The organism is Streptococcus sp. 'group B' (assembly GCF_002073795.1).
Lineage (GTDB): Bacteria > Bacillota > Bacilli > Lactobacillales > Streptococcaceae > Streptococcus > Streptococcus agalactiae.
The window spans coordinates 370001-388586 of sequence record NZ_CP020432.1; the positions used below are offsets into that span (position 1 = coordinate 370001).

An 18586-nucleotide genomic window follows, 5' to 3' on the forward strand; every position below is an offset into this window, starting at 1 on the left:
GTATTAATAAAGGTGTTCATATTAGATTAGAAAAATCCATTCCTATCTGTGCAGGACTGGGGGGGGGGTCTACTGATGCTGCTGCTACAATAAGAGCTCTTAATCGATTATGGAATCTTCAAATGGGCCATGACGAAATGGTTGCTATTGGTTTTAAAATTGGTAGTGATGTTCCTTATTGCCTTGGTGGGGGATGTTCGTTAGTATTAGGTAAAGGTGAAATTGTTAAACCCTTACCGACATTGAGACCATGTTGGATAGTTCTGGTTAAGCCGGATTTTGGTATTTCAACTAAATCCATTTTTAGAGATATTGATTGTAAGTCTATAAGCAGAGTTGATATTGATTTATTAAAGTCTGCTATTTTGTCATCAGATTATCAGTTAATGGTCAAATCTATGGGAAATTCACTCGAGGATATTACAATTACTAAAAATCCAGTTATAAGTACAATAAAAGAACGTATGTTAAATTCTGGAGCCGATGTTGCATTAATGACAGGAAGTGGACCAACTGTTTTTTCAATGTGTTCTACAGAGAAAAAAGCTGATCGTGTTTTTAATAGTATGAAAGGTTTTTGCAAAGAAGTTTATAAAGTTAGGTTGTTGAGATAAAAGGTTTTATCTTCTTCACCTATCTATGATTGATTCTTCTATATCTTCGTGATATAATTTACTGGTTAACAAAAAAAGAGGTATATATGACAGTTTTAGAACAAAAATTAGACCATTTAGTGAGTCAAATCTTGCTTAAGGCAGAAAATCAACATGAATTATTGTTTGGTACTTGTCAAAGTGATGTAAAATTGACTAATACGCAAGAACACATTCTGATGCTTTTATCACAAGAGCAGTTGACAAATTCTGATTTAGCTAAGAAGTTAAATATTAGTCAGGCAGCTGTAACTAAAGCAGTAAAAAGTTTAATTTCTCAGGATATGTTGAAAGCGAATAAAGATTCTAAAGATGCTCGTATTACTTATTTTGAGTTATCTGAACTTGCTAAACCCATTGCAGATGAACACACACATCATCATGACAATACGTTAGGGGTTTACGGAAGATTAGTAAATCATTTTTCAAAGGACGAAAAGGTCGTTTTAGAACGTTTTCTTGATCTTTTCTCTAGAGAATTAGAAGGGTAATCATGCGATATATTACAGTTAGTGGTCTTACTTTTCAGTATGATAGCGATCCTGTGCTGGAAGGGGTTAATTACCATTTAGACAGTGGGGAGTTTGTTACCTTAACAGGTGAAAATGGGGCTGCTAAATCAACTTTAATAAAGGCTACTTTAGGTATTTTAACGCCCAAAGTGGGTACAGTTAATATCTCTAAAGAAAACAAAGAAGGAAAAAAATTACGTATTGCCTATTTACCTCAACAGATTGCAAGTTTTAACGCTGGCTTTCCATCGTCAGTTTATGAATTTGTGAAATCTGGACGATACCCTAGAAATGGTTGGTTTAGAAGACTGACTAAACATGATGAAGAACATATTAGGGTTAGTTTAGAAGCTGTTGGTATGTGGGATAATCGCCATAAAAAGATAGGAAGTTTATCTGGCGGTCAAAAGCAGAGGGCTGTCATTGCTAGGATGTTTGCTTCTGATCCAGATATTTTTGTATTGGATGAGCCAACAACTGGTATGGACGCAGGGACTACTGAGAAATTTTATGAGTTAATGCATCATAATGCTCATAAGCATGGTAAGTCTGTTTTGATGATTACTCACGATCCTGATGAAGTAAAGGGGTATGCTGACCGAAATATTCATCTTGTTAGGAACCAATCTTTACCATGGCGTTGTTTCAATGTCCATACAAACGAAATGGAGGTTGAATCAGATGCTACTTGATATGCTTTCCTATGATTTTATGCAACGAGCGCTCTTAGCAGTTGTGGCTATTAGTATTTTTGCTCCAATTTTAGGCATCTTCCTAATTTTACGTCGTCAGAGTTTGATGAGTGATACTTTGAGCCACGTTTCCTTAGCCGGTGTTGCATTAGGCGTTGTTTTAGGTATCTCGCCTACGTGGTCAACTATTTTCGTTGTTACTTTGGCGGCAGTTGTATTAGAGTATTTGCGTACTGTATACAAACATTATATGGAAATATCAACTGCTATCCTGATGTCGATGGGGTTGGCTATATCTTTAATCGTTATGAGTAAAGCTCATAATGTTGGTAATGTCAGTCTTGAACAGTATTTATTTGGTTCTATTATCACTATTGGGAAGGAACAAGTGATTGCTTTGTTTGTTATTGCATTAATCACTTTTATTTTAACCATCCTATTTATTAGACCAATGTATATATTAATGTTTGATGAGGATACAGCTTTTGTAGATGGATTGCCTGTGCGTACAATGTCTATTTTGTTCAATGTTGTTACAGGTATTGCTATTGCGTTAACAATTCCTGCCGCAGGTGCTCTATTGGTGTCAACTATTATGGTTTTACCAGCTAGTATTGCTATGCGGTTAGGTCGAAATTTTAAAACTGTTATTTTTCTTGGGATGTTAATTGGATTTGTGGGAATGGTAGCTGGTATTTTCCTTTCTTATTATTGGGAGACACCTGCTAGTGCAACAATAACGATGATTTTTATTGGCATTTTCCTATTAGTTAGCTTAGTAGGCTTGCTTCGCAAACGTTAAATAAAAAAATCTATCTTATTCTAGGATAGATTTTTTATTTATCTCCCTGTTTTTTTCGAATATATTTTATGAGGGATCAGTTGAGAAATTATCTCGATGAGGTATCTACTAAGTTTTCTGGCTTAAGTTGATAGAAGGGGCAATGTGAATCTATTTTTGCGTTTTAGGATAAAAAATACTACCGGCAATTTTGCCGGCAGTAAATTGTAATTATTGTGCTTCAGTAGTGCTGTGATATTTGTGTTGATTTAACGCTTCTTGTTCAGTCATTTGAACGATATTAGCGGTATTTGCATTTTTTATGTTTTCTAAACTATACCAATAAGTATTTGAACGACCCTTATTTGCAACGTAGACGATTCTATTTTTGGGAGCTACATTATTTGTATCTGATTCAGAAGTATTAGTGTTAGCATTTTCTTCTATATCAGATGCACCTTCAATAGCTGCTTCGTTTTCATCAGCATCGCTATTTGGATCTTCACCTTCTTCTGCCTGTTTCCCATCTTCTTTGATTAGCATACCAGTTTTGTAATCAATTTTTGCGAGTGGAGACGTATTTTCTAATGTAACAGTTGTGACGCCGTATTCATCAACTTGTTCTTTGCCGCCGCCTAATTTGATTTCTAGAAGTTTTCCTTGTTTATCAATTCCAACATACTGAAGTTCAACTCGGCTAGGTACTAAATTATTTCCTTCGTATATTGGAGTCACTTTGTAATCAAGCTAGAAATTTTTATGATTTGCCAACCAACTATCTAATCTATTTTCGTAGTATAACATACCATCAGGATTATTTTCGCTAAATCCTGTATTTAGATATTTGGTCATAGTAACTAGGTTCTCAGGAACATTGTTCATTCCTGAAAATTGATAACCAACGAGGTGACCTCGGTCTATAAGCCAAGTTGTTTTACCCTTTTCAGTAGTAAATTTGTAGTTGTGCCAACCGGTTGGATTATACGTCAGTCTTTCTCTTTTTATCTTAGGCTCATCTGCATCCCTTAATTGTATGTGAGAATATGTTGCTCTTTCTAAGTTATCTAATGAACCTACCTTGATTTGCTTATTATGAGTAAACGGTAAGATTTTTTTGAAGAAGTACTTACATACTGTGTCTCAACATGGGATGTCGTCTTATAATGTTTAGCCTTAGCTTCAACATTCTGTTGTAATGCCCCAACGCATAGTACGACAGTTAATAGTGGGAGTGATTTGTATAATTGTTTAGATAATTTCATAAACCTAAACCCTTCTAAATGATATTTGTGAAGGCCTTTCACAAGTATAATTTTATCATTTTATTGGGAAAAAGTAATAAAAAAACATAACTAGTTAATTTTTTTGGAGATTATGTTATTTAACTAGATAGTTATTAAAGTTAAATGTTATAGATATACTGTTATTACATAATAATTTTTATATGATTTGTTATTTTATTAGATTTTTTAATGGATTATTTCTTTAGCTGATTTTGATTACAAAGTTAAGGTATTCTAATCATATTTTCTTGATTTATAACATGTAAAGGTTAGAATAAATTCGTTGGTGTTAGACAGACGATATTTGTTGTTTTTATGAAAAAATTGTGGGTATTAGATATGTATATTTTTTCGATAACTATTTACTCTATGGTAAAAATTCTAAGCTGTTTGTTTGGTGTTATTTCTTAATAAAAATAAGGTAGTCATGTATAATAACTATAATTTAAAAGTTGTCTCTTCAGGAATGTTGTTCATTAATAAAAAGTGTAGTCAATTGACTACACTTTTTATTGTCTTGAAATATTATTATCAGAGTATCGATTACACTTCAAGTCTATTTAAAGTTTAATACAAAGTATTTTTTCTTTCCACGACGAATGACTGTAATTTCATTTTCAAGCTTATCATTTTCTGAGATAGTATATTCTAAATCTTGAATACGATCTCCATTGATATAAATAGCTCCATTGGAGACATCTTCTCGAGCTTGACGTTTAGAATTGACAACTCCTGAAGTGACTAGAAGGTCTATGATATTGAGGTTATCTTCCGTCTGAACGTGATAATTTGGTACTCCACGTAAACCTTGTTTGAGCTCTTTAACAGACAATCCTTTTATATTGCCAGCAAATAGCTGTTCCGTGATATTAACGGCCTCCTTATAAGCTTTTTCACCATGAACAAGAGTTACAACTTCACGTGCTAGTGTTTTTTGTGCTAAGCGTTGGTGAGGTGCTTCCTCGAATTGAATACGTATATCTTCTATTTCTTTAAGGCTTAGGAATGTAAAAATCTTAAGGAAGCGAACGGCATCAGCATCCATAACATTGAGCCAAAATTGGTACATTTCATAAGGAGAGGTTTTGTCAGCATCAAGCCAAACAGCATTTCCTTCAGATTTTCCGAATTTTTTTCCTGTAGAATCTGTTATCAATGGAACAGTCATAACATGAGATACACCATTTGATTTTCGTCTAATAAGTTCGGTTCCAGCAGTCATGTTGCCCCATTGGTCAGAACCACCAATTTGCAAAGTGACATTATAGTTCTTATTTAATTCGTAAAAGTCATATCCTTGCATAATTTGATAAGCAAATTCAGTATAGGAAATCCCTGTTTCGATACGTTTTTTAACAGATTCTTTACTCATCATATAATTGACAGTAAAATATTTACCAACATCTCGTAAGAAATCAATGAAACTAATATTGCTGAACCAATCATAATTATTTACCAATACAGCTTTGTTATCACCTGTTTCAAACTCTAGAAAATTAGATAATTGACCGCGGATTTTATTACCCCAACTAACTACAGTTTTCTTTGTTTGTAAACTGCGCTCAACATCTTTAAATGAAGGGTCCCCAATAAGTCCAGTTGCGCCTCCCACAAGTGCATAAGGCTTGTGACCAGCAAGTTGTAAGCGACGAGAGGTTAAAATAGCAACTAAATGTCCAAGATGAAGGCTGTCAGCCGTAGGATCGTAGCCAGTATAGTAAGAGACAGAACCTTCTTCAAGAGCTTTGCGTAAAGCATCTTCGTCAGTTGTCTGAAAAACGAGTCCACGTTCTTTGAGTTCATCAAAAATATTCATCTTTTTCTCCTAATTATTAACTTGTTGTGTATTAATGTCAACTATATCAAAACTCTTTAGGATATGCAAGTTATATTAAATCTGATATAATGTAGGATGAGGTATTATTCATGTTTAAAGGTAATAAGAAGTTGAATAGTTCTAAATTAGGTGATTACACACCACTTGAATTTGGTTCTATTTTTTTAAGAATTGTAAAGCTTTTATCAGATTTCATCTATGTTATTATTTTACTATTTGTTATGCTCGGAGTAGGACTTGCAGTAGGGTATCTTGCTAGTCAAGTTGACTCTGTTAAAGTACCAAGTAAAAATAGTTTAGTGACACAAGTTAATACACTTACTAGGGTGTCTAGGTTAACTTATTCTGATAAATCACAAATTTCAGAGATTGCCACTGATTTACAACGTACACCAGTGGCAAAGGATGCTATATCTGATAATATTAAAAAGGCTATCATTGCAACAGAGGACGAAAATTTCAATGACCATAAAGGTGTAGTTCCCAAAGCCGTACTACGTGCTGCAGCGGGATCTGTTCTGGGGTTTGGAGAGAGTAGCGGTGGTTCAACGCTGACACAACAATTATTAAAGCAGCAAATTTTGGGAGATGATCCGTCATTTAAACGCAAATCAAAAGAAATTATTTATGCTCTAGCATTAGAGCGTTACATGGATAAGGATTCGATTTTATCAGATTATTTAAATGTATCACCGTTTGGTCGCAATAACAAAGGACAGAATATTGCAGGTATTGAAGAAGCAGCACAAGGGATTTTTGGAGTTTCCGCAAAAGATTTAACAATTCCTCAGGCAGCTTTCCTTGCAGGTTTACCGCAAAGTCCTATTGTATATTCTCCTTATACTGCAGATGCCCAGTTGAAATCAGATAAAGATCTTAGTTTTGGTATAAAGCGCCAAAAAAATGTGTTATACAATATGTATAGAACGAGAGCTTTAACCAAAGATGAGTACAAATCCTACAAAGATTATGACATCAAAAAAGATTTTATCAAACCTGCAGTGGCGACAACAAATCATCATGATTATCTTTACTACTCGGCATTATCTGAAGCTCAAAAAGTGATGTACAATTACCTCATTAAAAAGGATAATGTTTCAGAGCATGATTTAAAAAATGATGAGACTAGAGCGACGTACAGACACCGCGCTATTGAAGAGATTCAACAGGGAGGGTATACTATTAAAACTACTATCAATAAATCTGTTTATCAAGCCATGCAGGATGCTGCAGCTCAATACGGAGGGTTGTTAGATGATGGTACTGGCAAGGTTCAAATGGGAAATGTACTAACGGACAATTCTAGTGGTGCTATTATAGGATTTATTGGTGGTCGTAACTATAGTGAGAATCAAAATAACCATGCTTTTGATACGGCACGCTCTCCAGGGTCAAGTATTAAACCGATATTACCTTACGGAATTGCTATTGATCAAGGGATGTTAGGAAGTGGTAGTGTTCTTTCAAATTATCCAACGACATATTCAAGTGGCGAAAAGATTATGCATGCGGATGAAGAAGGTACTGCTATGGTTAACCTTCAAGAGTCATTGGACATTTCTTGGAACATTCCAGCTTTCTGGACTTACAAGATGCTACGAGATCGAGGCGTTGATGTAAAAAACTATATGGAGAAATTAGACTATCCAATTGAAAACTTTGGTATAGAAAGTTTACCACTTGGTGGTGGTATTGATACGTCAGTTGCTCAGCAAACAAACCTTTATCAAATGATTGCAAATGGTGGTGTTTATCATAAGCAGTATATGATAGAAAGTATAGAGGATAGTAATGGGAAAGTGATTTATAATCACGAAAGTAAACCTGTCCGTGTCTTTTCGAAAGCAACAGCTACTATCTTACAGCAGCTATTACATGGACCAATTAACTCCGGAAAGACTACAACCTTTAAAAATCGCTTACAAGGTTTAAATAGTGGTTTAGCTGGGGTAGATTGGATTGGAAAAACGGGTACTACTAACTCAACTTCTGATGTTTGGTTGATGCTTTCTACACCTAAAGTGACTTTAGGTGGATGGGCAGGACATGATAATAATGCCTCTTTAGCGAAATTGACAGGTTACAATAATAATGCTAATTATATGGCTCACTTGGTTAATGCTATTAATAATGCAGATGGCAATACTTTTGGTAAGTCAGAAAGGTTTAGACTTGATGATAGCGTTATAAAAGCTAAAGTTCTTAAGTCTACAGGTTTACAGCCAGGTGTAGTAACAGTAAACGGTCGTCGAATCACTGTTGGAGGTGAAAGCACAACAAGTTATTGGGCAAAAAATGGACCTGGAACGATGACCTATCGTTTTGCTATTGGGGGAACTGATAGTGATTATCAAAAAGCTTGGTCTACTTTGGGTGGAAAACGATAACAGGTTTACGATACTGATAGTTTTATTTGAGGAGAATAGAGTGATCTGTTCTCCTTTTATTTTTTCCAAGATAATATGATTTAATTCTTGTATAGTCTTCTTTCAAAGAATTAGAAAAACACCAGTATGCTATGTTTAAAAATCATCGTGTTATGCTAAAACTCAAGGGTGTTGATGAACAAATTGAAATTCTAGAAGCTTCCTTGAAGTCAAGAGAATAAAACTTGATTTATTGGTGAAAATAAGTTATAATGTACGTAACTATTTGTCGTCTGTTTAGGTTGAAATATTGTCCGACCTAGATATACAGCAGTTAAATCAACTTGATAAAGTGAGATTTAGCTGCTCTTTTTGTGCCTAATTTTAAGAAAAAAGGTTATTGTAATATATATTTAAACTTTCTGAAAATTACCACAAACGACATCTATAAGCTTGTTCTTGTTAGGCGAGCAAATGAAATAAACTCACTAAGTTTTATGAGATAAAAACTTAGTCACTCTATCTTTAAAAAGGAGCTAAAAACTTGGCAGGACATGAAGTTCAGTACGGAAAACACCGTACACGTCGTAGCTTTTCAAGAATTAAGGAAGTTCTTGATTTACCAAACTTAATTGAAATTCAAACTGATTCATTCCAAGATTTTCTTGATGCTGGCTTGAAAGAAGTATTTGAGGATGTACTTCCAATTTCAAACTTTACAGATACTATGGATCTTGAATTTGTTGGTTATGAATTAAAAGAACCTAAATATACTTTGGAAGAAGCTCGTATCCATGATGCTAGCTACTCAGCACCTATTTTTGTTACTTTCCGTTTAGTTAATAAAGAAACTGGTGAAATTAAAACTCAAGAAGTTTTCTTTGGTGATTTTCCAATTATGACTGAAATGGGTACTTTCATCATCAATGGTGGTGAACGTATCATTGTTTCACAATTAGTCCGTTCTCCTGGTGTTTACTTTAATGATAAGGTAGATAAAAATGGAAAAGTTGGTTATGGGTCAACTGTTATCCCTAACCGTGGAGCTTGGTTGGAACTTGAGACAGACGCAAAAGATATTGCTTATACACGTATCGACCGCACACGTAAAATTCCATTTACAACACTAGTCCGTGCACTTGGTTTCTCTGGAGACGATGAAATTGTTGACATCTTTGGTGACAGTGAACTTGTTCGCAATACTATTGAAAAAGACATTCATAAAAATCCAAGTGATTCTCGTACAGATGAAGCACTTAAAGAAATCTATGAACGTCTTCGTCCAGGTGAACCAAAAACTGCAGACAGCTCACGTAGTCTTTTAGTTGCACGTTTCTTTGATCCACGTCGTTATGACTTAGCGGCTGTTGGTCGTTATAAGATTAATAAAAAACTGAATCTTAAAACACGCCTATTGAACCAAACAATCGCTGAAAATTTAGTTGATGGTGAAACAGGAGAGATTCTTGTTGAAGCTGGAACCGTTATGACACGAGATGTCATTGATTCAATTGCAGAGCATATCGATGGAGACTTAAACAAGTTTGTCTACACACCAAATGATTATGCTGTAGTTACTGAACCAGTTATTCTTCAAAAATTCAAAGTTGTTGCTCCAACTGATCCAGACCGTGTTGTTACTATTGTTGGAAACTCAAATCCTGAAGATAAAGTTCGTGCCTTAACTCCTGCAGATATTTTAGCAGAGATGTCATACTTCTTAAACCTTGCAGAGGGTATCGGTAAGGTAGATGACATTGACCATTTAGGTAACCGTCGTATTCGTGCAGTTGGTGAATTACTTGCGAACCAATTCCGTATCGGACTTGCTCGTATGGAACGCAATGTCCGCGAACGTATGTCTGTACAAGACAATGAAGTCTTGACACCTCAACAAATCATTAACATTCGTCCAGTGACTGCCGCTGTTAAAGAATTCTTTGGTTCATCACAGCTGTCACAATTCATGGACCAACACAACCCTCTATCAGAATTGTCGCACAAACGCCGTCTCTCTGCCTTAGGACCTGGTGGTTTGACACGTGACCGTGCTGGATATGAAGTTCGTGACGTGCACTATACCCACTATGGGCGCATGTGTCCAATTGAAACACCTGAAGGTCCAAACATTGGTTTGATTAATAACTTATCTTCATTTGGACACCTCAATAAATATGGATTTATTCAAACACCATATCGTAAAGTAGATCGTTCTACTGGTGCGGTAACGAACGAAATTGTTTGGTTGACTGCTGATGAAGAAGATGAATTTACAGTTGCACAAGCCAACTCTAAGCTTAACGAAGACGGTACATTTGCAGAAGAAATCGTTATGGGTCGTCATCAAGGTAATAACCAAGAGTTTCCTTCAAGCATTGTTGACTTTGTTGACGTGTCACCTAAGCAAGTAGTTGCTGTCGCAACAGCATGTATTCCTTTCTTGGAAAATGATGACTCTAACCGTGCCTTGATGGGTGCCAACATGCAACGTCAGGCTGTGCCATTGATTGATCCAAAAGCACCATATGTTGGTACTGGTATGGAGTATCAAGCAGCCCACGATTCAGGTGCAGCTGTGATTGCTAAACATGACGGTCGTGTTATTTTTTCAGATGCTGAAAAAGTTGAAGTGCGTCGCGAAGATGGTTCTCTTGATGTTTATCATGTTCAAAAATTCCGCCGTTCAAACTCAGGTACTGCTTATAACCAACGTACCTTAGTTAAAGTTGGTGATCTCGTTGAAAAAGGTGATTTTATCGCCGACGGACCATCTATGGAAAATGGTGAAATGGCTCTTGGACAAAACCCAGTTGTTGCTTATATGACTTGGGAAGGTTATAACTTCGAGGATGCCGTTATCATGAGTGAGCGCCTTGTGAAAGAAGACGTCTATACATCTGTTCACTTGGAAGAATTCGAATCTGAAACGCGTGATACAAAGCTTGGGCCTGAAGAAATTACTCGTGAAATTCCAAATGTTGGTGAAGATTCACTACGTGATCTCGATGAAATGGGAATTATCCGCATTGGTGCTGAGGTAAAAGAAGGTGACATTCTTGTTGGTAAGGTAACGCCTAAGGGTGAAAAGGACTTATCTGCTGAAGAACGTCTCTTGCATGCCATTTTTGGTGATAAATCACGTGAAGTTCGTGATACTTCACTACGTGTACCTCACGGTGGCGATGGAGTAGTTCGTGACGTTAAAATCTTTACTCGTGCAAATGGTGATGAATTGCAATCAGGTGTTAATATGCTTGTCCGCGTTTATATCGCTCAAAAACGTAAAATCAAAGTCGGTGATAAGATGGCCGGTCGTCACGGAAACAAAGGTGTCGTCTCACGTATTGTTCCTGTTGAAGATATGCCTTATTTACCAGATGGAACGCCAGTTGATATCATGTTGAACCCACTTGGGGTGCCATCACGTATGAATATCGGACAAGTTATGGAGCTTCATTTAGGTATGGCTGCTCGTAATTTAGGTATTCATATTGCAACACCAGTCTTTGATGGGGCTTCTTCAGAAGACCTTTGGGAAACTGTTCAAGAAGCAGGTATGGATTCAGATGCTAAGACTGTTCTTTATGATGGTCGTACTGGTGAACCATTCGATAACCGTGTGTCGGTTGGTGTCATGTACATGATCAAACTTCACCACATGGTTGATGATAAACTTCATGCCCGTTCAGTAGGACCATACTCACTTGTTACTCAACAACCACTTGGAGGTAAAGCTCAATTTGGTGGACAACGTTTTGGTGAGATGGAGGTTTGGGCGCTTGAAGCTTATGGAGCTTCAAATGTTCTTCAAGAAATTTTAACATACAAATCTGATGATGTTACAGGACGTCTTAAAGCTTATGAAGCTATCACAAAAGGTAAGCCAATTCCAAAACCAGGTGTTCCAGAATCATTCCGTGTTCTTGTAAAAGAATTGCAATCACTTGGTCTTGATATGCGTGTCCTTGATGAAGATGACAACGAAGTTGAACTCCGTGATCTTGATGAAGGTGAAGATGATGATGTGATGCACGTTGATGACCTTGAAAAAGCGCGTGTGAAACAAGAAGCTGAAGAAAAACAAGCTGAACAAGTATCTGAAGTCGTTCAAGAAGATTAAATTTATCTAGTTTATAACTAGAAGCGAATATAGAATTGATATGCAATGCTAGTCCTAGGATTTATTGAAATCCTAGCTGGGCTAGTATGATGATAAATCGAAGAAAGGTAAAACTAGTGGTTGACGTAAATCGTTTTAAAAGTATGCAAATCACATTAGCATCACCAAGTAAGGTCCGTTCATGGTCTTATGGTGAAGTTAAAAAACCTGAAACAATCAACTACCGCACATTGAAACCAGAACGTGAAGGACTTTTTGATGAAGTTATTTTTGGTCCAACAAAAGATTGGGAATGTGCGTGTGGAAAATACAAACGTATTCGTTACAAAGGAATCATTTGTGACCGTTGTGGCGTTGAAGTAACTCGTGCAAAAGTTCGTCGCGAACGTATGGGACATATCGAGTTAAAAGCACCAGTATCTCATATCTGGTATTTCAAAGGTATCCCATCGCGTATGGGACTCACATTGGATATGAGTCCTCGTGCACTTGAAGAAGTTATTTATTTTGCGGCTTATGTTGTTATCGATCCAATGGACACACCATTAGAACCGAAGTCACTCCTTACTGAGCGTGAATACCGTGAAAAACTTCAAGAGTACGGTTACGGTTCGTTTGTTGCTAAAATGGGTGCTGAAGCCATTCAAGATCTTCTTAAACGCGTTGATTTAGATGCAGAAATCGCAGTTCTTAAAGAGGAGTTGAAATCAGCGACAGGTCAAAAACGTGTGAAAGCAGTTCGTCGTCTGGATGTGTTAGATGCCTTTAAAAAATCTGGAAATAAACCAGAATGGATGGTTCTTAACATTTTACCGGTTATCCCACCGGATCTTCGTCCGATGGTTCAATTAGATGGTGGTCGTTTTGCGGCATCAGACTTGAATGACCTTTACCGCCGTGTTATTAACCGTAACAATCGTTTGGCACGTTTGTTGGAATTAAATGCTCCTGGCATCATCGTTCAAAATGAAAAACGTATGTTACAAGAAGCTGTTGATGCGCTTATCGACAATGGTCGTCGTGGTCGTCCAATTACCGGACCAGGTAGTCGTCCTTTGAAATCATTAAGCCATATGCTTAAAGGTAAACAAGGTCGTTTCCGCCAAAACTTGCTTGGTAAACGTGTTGACTTCTCTGGACGTTCCGTTATTGCTGTTGGTCCAACACTTAAAATGTACCAATGTGGTGTACCACGTGAAATGGCTATTGAGCTCTTCAAACCTTTTGTAATGCGTGAAATCGTTGCTCGTGACCTCGCAGGGAACGTTAAAGCAGCTAAACGTATGGTTGAACGTGGGGACGAGCGTATTTGGGACATCTTAGAAGAAGTTATTAAAGAGCACCCAGTACTTCTAAACCGTGCACCTACTCTTCACAGATTAGGTATCCAAGCGTTTGAACCTGTCCTTATTGATGGTAAGGCGCTTCGTCTTCATCCACTTGTATGTGAGGCCTACAATGCTGACTTTGATGGAGACCAAATGGCCATCCACGTTCCATTGTCTGAAGAAGCCCAAGCAGAAGCTCGTCTTTTGATGCTTGCTGCAGAGCACATCCTTAACCCTAAAGATGGTAAGCCAGTCGTAACACCATCTCAGGACATGGTTTTAGGAAATTACTACCTGACTATGGAAGATGCTGGTCGTGAAGGTGAAGGCATGATTTTCAAAGATCATGACGAAGCAGTTATGGCATATCAAAATGGTTATGTTCATTTACATACACGTGTTGGTATCGCTGTTGATTCAATGCCGAATAAGCCTTGGACAGAAGAGCAAAAACATAAAATCATGGTTACAACAGTTGGTAAGATTCTCTTCAACGATATCATGCCTGAAGATTTACCGTACTTAATTGAACCTAATAATGCAAACTTGACAGAAAAAACTCCAGATAAATACTTCTTAGAGCCAGGTCAGGATATTCAAGCAGTTATTGATAACTTAGAGATTAATATTCCCTTTAAGAAGAAAAATCTTGGTAATATTATCGCAGAAACTTTCAAACGTTTCCGTACAACAGAAACTTCTGCTTTCCTTGACCGTTTGAAGGACCTTGGATATTATCATTCAACACTTGCTGGTTTAACTGTGGGTATTGCTGATATCCCAGTTATTGACAATAAAGCTGAGATTATTGATGCAGCTCACCACAGAGTTGAAGATATCAATAAAGCCTTCCGTCGAGGTTTGATGACTGAAGAAGATCGTTATGTTGCTGTTACAACAACATGGCGTGAAGCTAAAGAAGCACTTGAAAAACGTCTTATTGAGACACAAGATCCAAAGAACCCTATCGTTATGATGATGGACTCAGGAGCTCGTGGTAACATCTCAAACTTCTCACAACTTGCCGGTATGCGTGGTTTGATGGCTGCTCCTAACGGACGTATCATGGAATTGCCAATCTTATCAAACTTCCGTGAAGGTCTTAGTGTTTTGGAAATGTTCTTCTCAACTCACGGTGCGCGTAAAGGTATGACTGATACGGCCCTTAAGACAGCCGACTCAGGTTACCTTACTCGTCGTTTGGTTGACGTTGCCCAAGATGTTATTATTCGTGAAGATGACTGTGGAACAGACCGCGGTTTGACAATCACAGCAATTACAGATGGTAAAGAGGTTACTGAGACACTTGAAGAGCGTTTGATAGGACGTTATACTAAGAAGTCAATCAAACATCCTGAGACAGGTGAAATTCTCGTTGGTGCGGATACCTTAATTACTGAAGATATGGCTGCTAAAGTTGTTAAAGCGGGCGTTGAGGAAGTAACTATCCGATCAGTATTTACATGTAACACTCGCCATGGTGTTTGTCGTCACTGTTACGGTATTAACTTGGCAACAGGTGATGCTGTTGAGGTTGGTGAAGCAGTTGGTACTATTGCAGCTCAATCTATCGGTGAACCAGGGACACAGCTTACAATGCGTACCTTCCATACCGGTGGTGTTGCTTCAAATACTGATATTACACAAGGTCTTCCACGTATCCAAGAAATCTTTGAAGCACGTAACCCTAAAGGTGAGGCAGTCATTACTGAAGTTAAGGGTGAAGTCGTTGCAATTGAAGAAGACTCTTCAACACGTACTAAGAAAGTATTCGTTAAAGGTCAGACAGGTGAGGGAGAATACGTTGTTCCATTTACAGCACGTATGAAAGTTGAAGTTGGTGATGAAGTAGCTCGTGGTGCGGCCTTAACTGAAGGATCTATCCAACCAAAACGTCTTCTTGAAGTTCGTGATACTTTATCTGTTGAAACGTACCTACTTGCTGAAGTACAAAAAGTTTACCGTAGCCAAGGGGTAGAAATCGGAGATAAACACGTTGAGGTAATGGTTCGTCAAATGCTCCGTAAAGTTCGTGTCATGGATCCAGGAGATACAGATCTTCTTCCAGGTACACTTATGGATATTTCAGACTTTACAGATGCTAACAAAGATATTGTTATTTCTGGTGGAATCCCTGCGACAAGCCGTCCTGTCCTTATGGGTATTACTAAGGCTTCCCTTGAAACTAATTCATTCTTATCAGCTGCATCCTTCCAAGAAACAACACGTGTTCTTACAGATGCTGCTATTCGTGGTAAGAAAGATCACTTACTTGGTCTTAAAGAAAATGTTATTATCGGTAAAATCATTCCAGCGGGTACTGGTATGGCTCGTTACCGTAATATTGAACCACTTGCTGTTAATGAAGTTGAGATTATTGAAGGAACTCCTGTTGATGCAGAAGTTACGGAAGTATCAACACCTACAACAGAAGATTAATCAAAAAGAACTTGAGTTTAACTCAGGTTCTTTTTTTACAAGAATTTGGAATGAGCAGATATTTTTTATTTTATTCTTATTTTTTATATAATACTCTCTAAAGGAAGTGTATTATGTATCAAGTTGTAAAAATGTTTGGTGATTGGGAACCATGGTGGTTTATTGAAGGTTGGGAGGAAGATATTACTGAAATTGCTGAGTATGATACCTTATCAGAAGCTTTGCTCTATTTTCAAGAGGAGTGGGATAGGGGACAGGAAAAGTGGCCTTATTTTCAAAGTAAGTCTAGTTTGTTGGCAACGTTTTGGAGTATAAAAGAAAAACGTTGGTGTGAAGAATGTGATGAGTACCTCCAACAGTATCATTCCTTAATGTTATTGAAAGAATGGCAAGAAATTCCTAAGGAAGAATCTATTGAGCGATTTGAAGTATTTAATAAGATAGCTGAGTTGCCATCGGCATGTTCTTTAAATTTGTAATTAAAAGTAGTTTAAAAAAGTTAGATAGTTTTTATGGGGATATAATAGGTTTGTTCAGCCTCTGCTTCATAATATTTATGTTACTACCCCTCAAGAAATCATTGAAAAAATCTCACCAATTGGTGAGATTTTTTTATTTTATTTTCGAATATATGGTTAAGGAGGTACGGGATGGTTCAATCATTAGCAAAGCACGTCATTCATCAGGCAGTAGAAGTAAATGCTCAAGATATTTATATCATTCCCAAAGGTGATTGTTATGAATTCTATATGCGTATTGATGATGAAAGGCGGTTTATTGATGTTTTTGAGTTTAATAGGATGGCTAGTCTTATTAGTCACTTTAAATTTGTGGCAGGCATGAACGTTGGAGAAAAAAGACGAAGTCAATTAGGTTCTTGTGACTATGAACTGTCAGAGGGAAGACTGGTTTCATTACGACTATCAAGTGTGGGAGATTATCGTGGTCAAGAATCTTTAGTTATTCGTACTTTGTATTCAGGTCATCAGGACTTAAAATATTGGTTTGATAATATAAAGCAAATGAAGGAAGTACTGTGTGCAAGAGGGCTATATCTTTTTTCCGGCCCTGTGGGGAGTGGTAAAACAACTCTCATGTATCAATTAGCTTCAGAAGTATTTAAAAATAAGCAAATTATCACGATTGAAGATCCGGTAGAAATCAAGAATGACAAGATGTTACAACTCCAATTGAATGAGGATATTGGAATGACTTATGATGCTTTAATCAAACTGTCTTTACGGCATCGTCCAGATATTTTAATTATCGGAGAGATTAGAGATCAAGCGACGGCCCGTGCTGTTATTCGTGCAAGTTTAACGGGAGTAATGGTTTTTTCTACTATTCATGCTAAAAGTATTCCCGGAGTCTATGATAGGCTTATAGAATTAGGGGTTAACTATCAAGAGTTAGAAAATAGTCTAAAATTAATAGCATATCAACGTTTAATTGGAGGAGGAAGCCTAATTGACTTTGAGACAAGTAACTTTAAAAAACACTCATCAGACAAGTGGAATAGACAAGTGGATATCTTGGCTGAAGAAGGACATATCAGTAAGAAACAGGCACAAGTCGAAAAAATTATCCCTCAAGAAACAACGGAAAGTAGTCCAACTTTTTAATAATCTTTTTGCTAGTGGTTTTTCTTTAACTGATATGGTCACCTTCTTAAAGAGGAGTAAGTTATTGTCTGATTGTTATACAGATAGGATGAATAAGGCATTATTAGAGGGAAAAGATTTATCAAAAATGTTAGGAGAGTTAGGTTTTTCTGACACTGTTATCACACAGGTTGCATTAGCTGATTTGCATGGTAACATTTCAAGGAGCCTACTAAAGATTGAGTCTTATTTAGCTAATCTTTTGTTAGTTAGAAAAAAAGTAATAGAAGTAGCTACTTACCCATTGATATTATTGTCTTTTCTGGTGCTAATTATGATTGGCCTTAGGCATTATTTAATGCCCCAATTAGGAGAAAATAATTTTGCAACTAGACTGATTACAAATGTGCCGAATATTTTCTTATTACTTTTAGCAGTTGTACTTATTTTTAGTTTAATATTTTATATTATTCAAAAGCGATTGTCGCGCATTAAAGTAGCTTGTTTTTTAACAACAATTCCCTTAGTTGGATCATATGTTAAGCTTTATTTAACTGCTTACTATGCCCGTGAGTGGGGAAATTTATTAAGTCAAGGTGTTGAATTGGACCAAATTGTTAAAGTAATGCAAAATCAGAAATCCAAACTTTTTAGGGAAATAGGATATGACATGGAAGAAGGTTTTCTATCAGGTAAAGCATTTCACCAAAAAGTATTAGACTATCCGTTTTTCTTAACTGAGCTTAGTTTAATGATTGAATATGGTCAAGTTAAGGCGAAATTAGGAACAGAGTTAGATATATATGCTGATGAGAAGTGGGAGGATTTTTTTACAAAATTAGCTAGAGCGACCCAATTAATCCAACCCGTTATTTTTATTTTTGTAGCTCTTATCATTGTTATGATTTATGCAGCAATGCTGTTACCAATGTATCAAAATATGGAGATATTATCATGAAAAATTTATTGTTAAA

The 18586-nt window shown here is 36.7% G+C and carries 11 protein-coding genes and 1 pseudogene (1 of these 12 only partly in view); 10 read left to right on the forward strand and 2 right to left on the reverse strand.

Annotation, left to right across the window (positions count from 1 at the left end):
• From ispE to A6J68_RS02120, 4 genes are all read left to right on the forward strand, one after another.
• Positions 1 to 614 carry the 3' portion of a 4-(cytidine 5'-diphospho)-2-C-methyl-D-erythritol kinase gene (ispE, locus tag A6J68_RS02105; RefSeq protein ID WP_000688169.1) on the forward strand. Its footprint begins 238 nt before the window's first position, so 614 of the gene's 852 nt are visible here — the last part of the coding sequence; the start codon falls outside the window, past its left edge; the stop codon is at positions 612 to 614.
• Between the two features lie 86 nt (positions 615 to 700).
• Entirely contained in the window at positions 701 to 1144 is a 444-nt protein-coding gene (locus A6J68_RS02110) for a zinc-dependent MarR family transcriptional regulator (protein ID WP_000217076.1), read from the forward strand.
• Positions 1145 to 1146: 2 nt separating this feature from the next.
• The gene (locus A6J68_RS02115; protein ID WP_001269501.1) at positions 1147 to 1857 is read left to right on the forward strand and encodes a metal ABC transporter ATP-binding protein; all 711 of its coding nucleotides are present in this window, start codon (positions 1147 to 1149) and stop codon (positions 1855 to 1857) included.
• Positions 1847 to 2659 carry a metal ABC transporter permease gene (locus tag A6J68_RS02120; protein ID WP_000923268.1) on the forward strand — a complete coding sequence of 271 codons (813 nt, stop codon included), beginning with the start codon at positions 1847 to 1849 and terminating at the stop codon, positions 2657 to 2659. Before A6J68_RS02115 ends, A6J68_RS02120 begins: the two co-directional genes overlap by 11 nt.
• Before the next feature lie 210 nt (positions 2660 to 2869).
• Here A6J68_RS02120 and A6J68_RS02125 read toward each other — a convergent pair.
• Both A6J68_RS02125 and tyrS read right to left on the reverse strand, forming a co-directional pair.
• Positions 2870 to 3900: pseudogene (locus A6J68_RS02125) on the reverse strand (DNA/RNA non-specific endonuclease).
• A gap of 577 nt (positions 3901 to 4477) precedes the next feature.
• On the reverse strand, positions 4478 to 5737 hold the full coding sequence (gene tyrS, locus A6J68_RS02130; protein WP_001019853.1) for a tyrosine--tRNA ligase: 1260 nt from the start codon (positions 5735 to 5737) through the stop codon (positions 4478 to 4480).
• A gap of 110 nt (positions 5738 to 5847) precedes the next feature.
• On the opposite strand from tyrS, the gene pbp1b reads away from it, so the two are divergent.
• The 6 genes from pbp1b to comGB all read left to right on the forward strand — a co-directional run bounded on the left by pbp1b (position 5848) and on the right by comGB (position 18570).
• Entirely contained in the window at positions 5848 to 8145 is a 2298-nt protein-coding gene (pbp1b, locus tag A6J68_RS02135) for a penicillin-binding protein PBP1B (protein WP_000472388.1), read from the forward strand.
• 523 nt (positions 8146 to 8668) lie between these two features.
• Positions 8669 to 12244, forward strand: coding sequence for a DNA-directed RNA polymerase subunit beta (rpoB, locus tag A6J68_RS02140; RefSeq protein WP_000907191.1), 3576 nt, complete (start codon positions 8669 to 8671; stop codon positions 12242 to 12244).
• Positions 12245 to 12360: 116 nt separating this feature from the next.
• Positions 12361 to 16011 carry a DNA-directed RNA polymerase subunit beta' gene (rpoC, locus tag A6J68_RS02145; protein ID WP_000228729.1) on the forward strand — a complete coding sequence of 1217 codons (3651 nt, stop codon included), beginning with the start codon at positions 12361 to 12363 and terminating at the stop codon, positions 16009 to 16011.
• Positions 16012 to 16124: 113 nt separating this feature from the next.
• Positions 16125 to 16490: a DUF1033 family protein gene (locus A6J68_RS02150; protein WP_000285373.1), complete on the forward strand. Its 366-nt coding sequence runs from the start codon at positions 16125 to 16127 to the stop codon at positions 16488 to 16490.
• 171 nt (positions 16491 to 16661) lie between these two features.
• Positions 16662 to 17633, forward strand: coding sequence for a competence type IV pilus ATPase ComGA (comGA, locus tag A6J68_RS02160; RefSeq protein ID WP_000250797.1), 972 nt, complete (start codon positions 16662 to 16664; stop codon positions 17631 to 17633).
• Positions 17527 to 18570: a competence type IV pilus assembly protein ComGB gene (comGB, locus tag A6J68_RS02165; RefSeq protein ID WP_223297804.1), complete on the forward strand. Its 1044-nt coding sequence runs from the start codon at positions 17527 to 17529 to the stop codon at positions 18568 to 18570. The genes comGA and comGB overlap by 107 nt, the downstream gene beginning before the upstream one ends.
• Positions 18571 to 18586 lie beyond the last annotated feature (16 nt).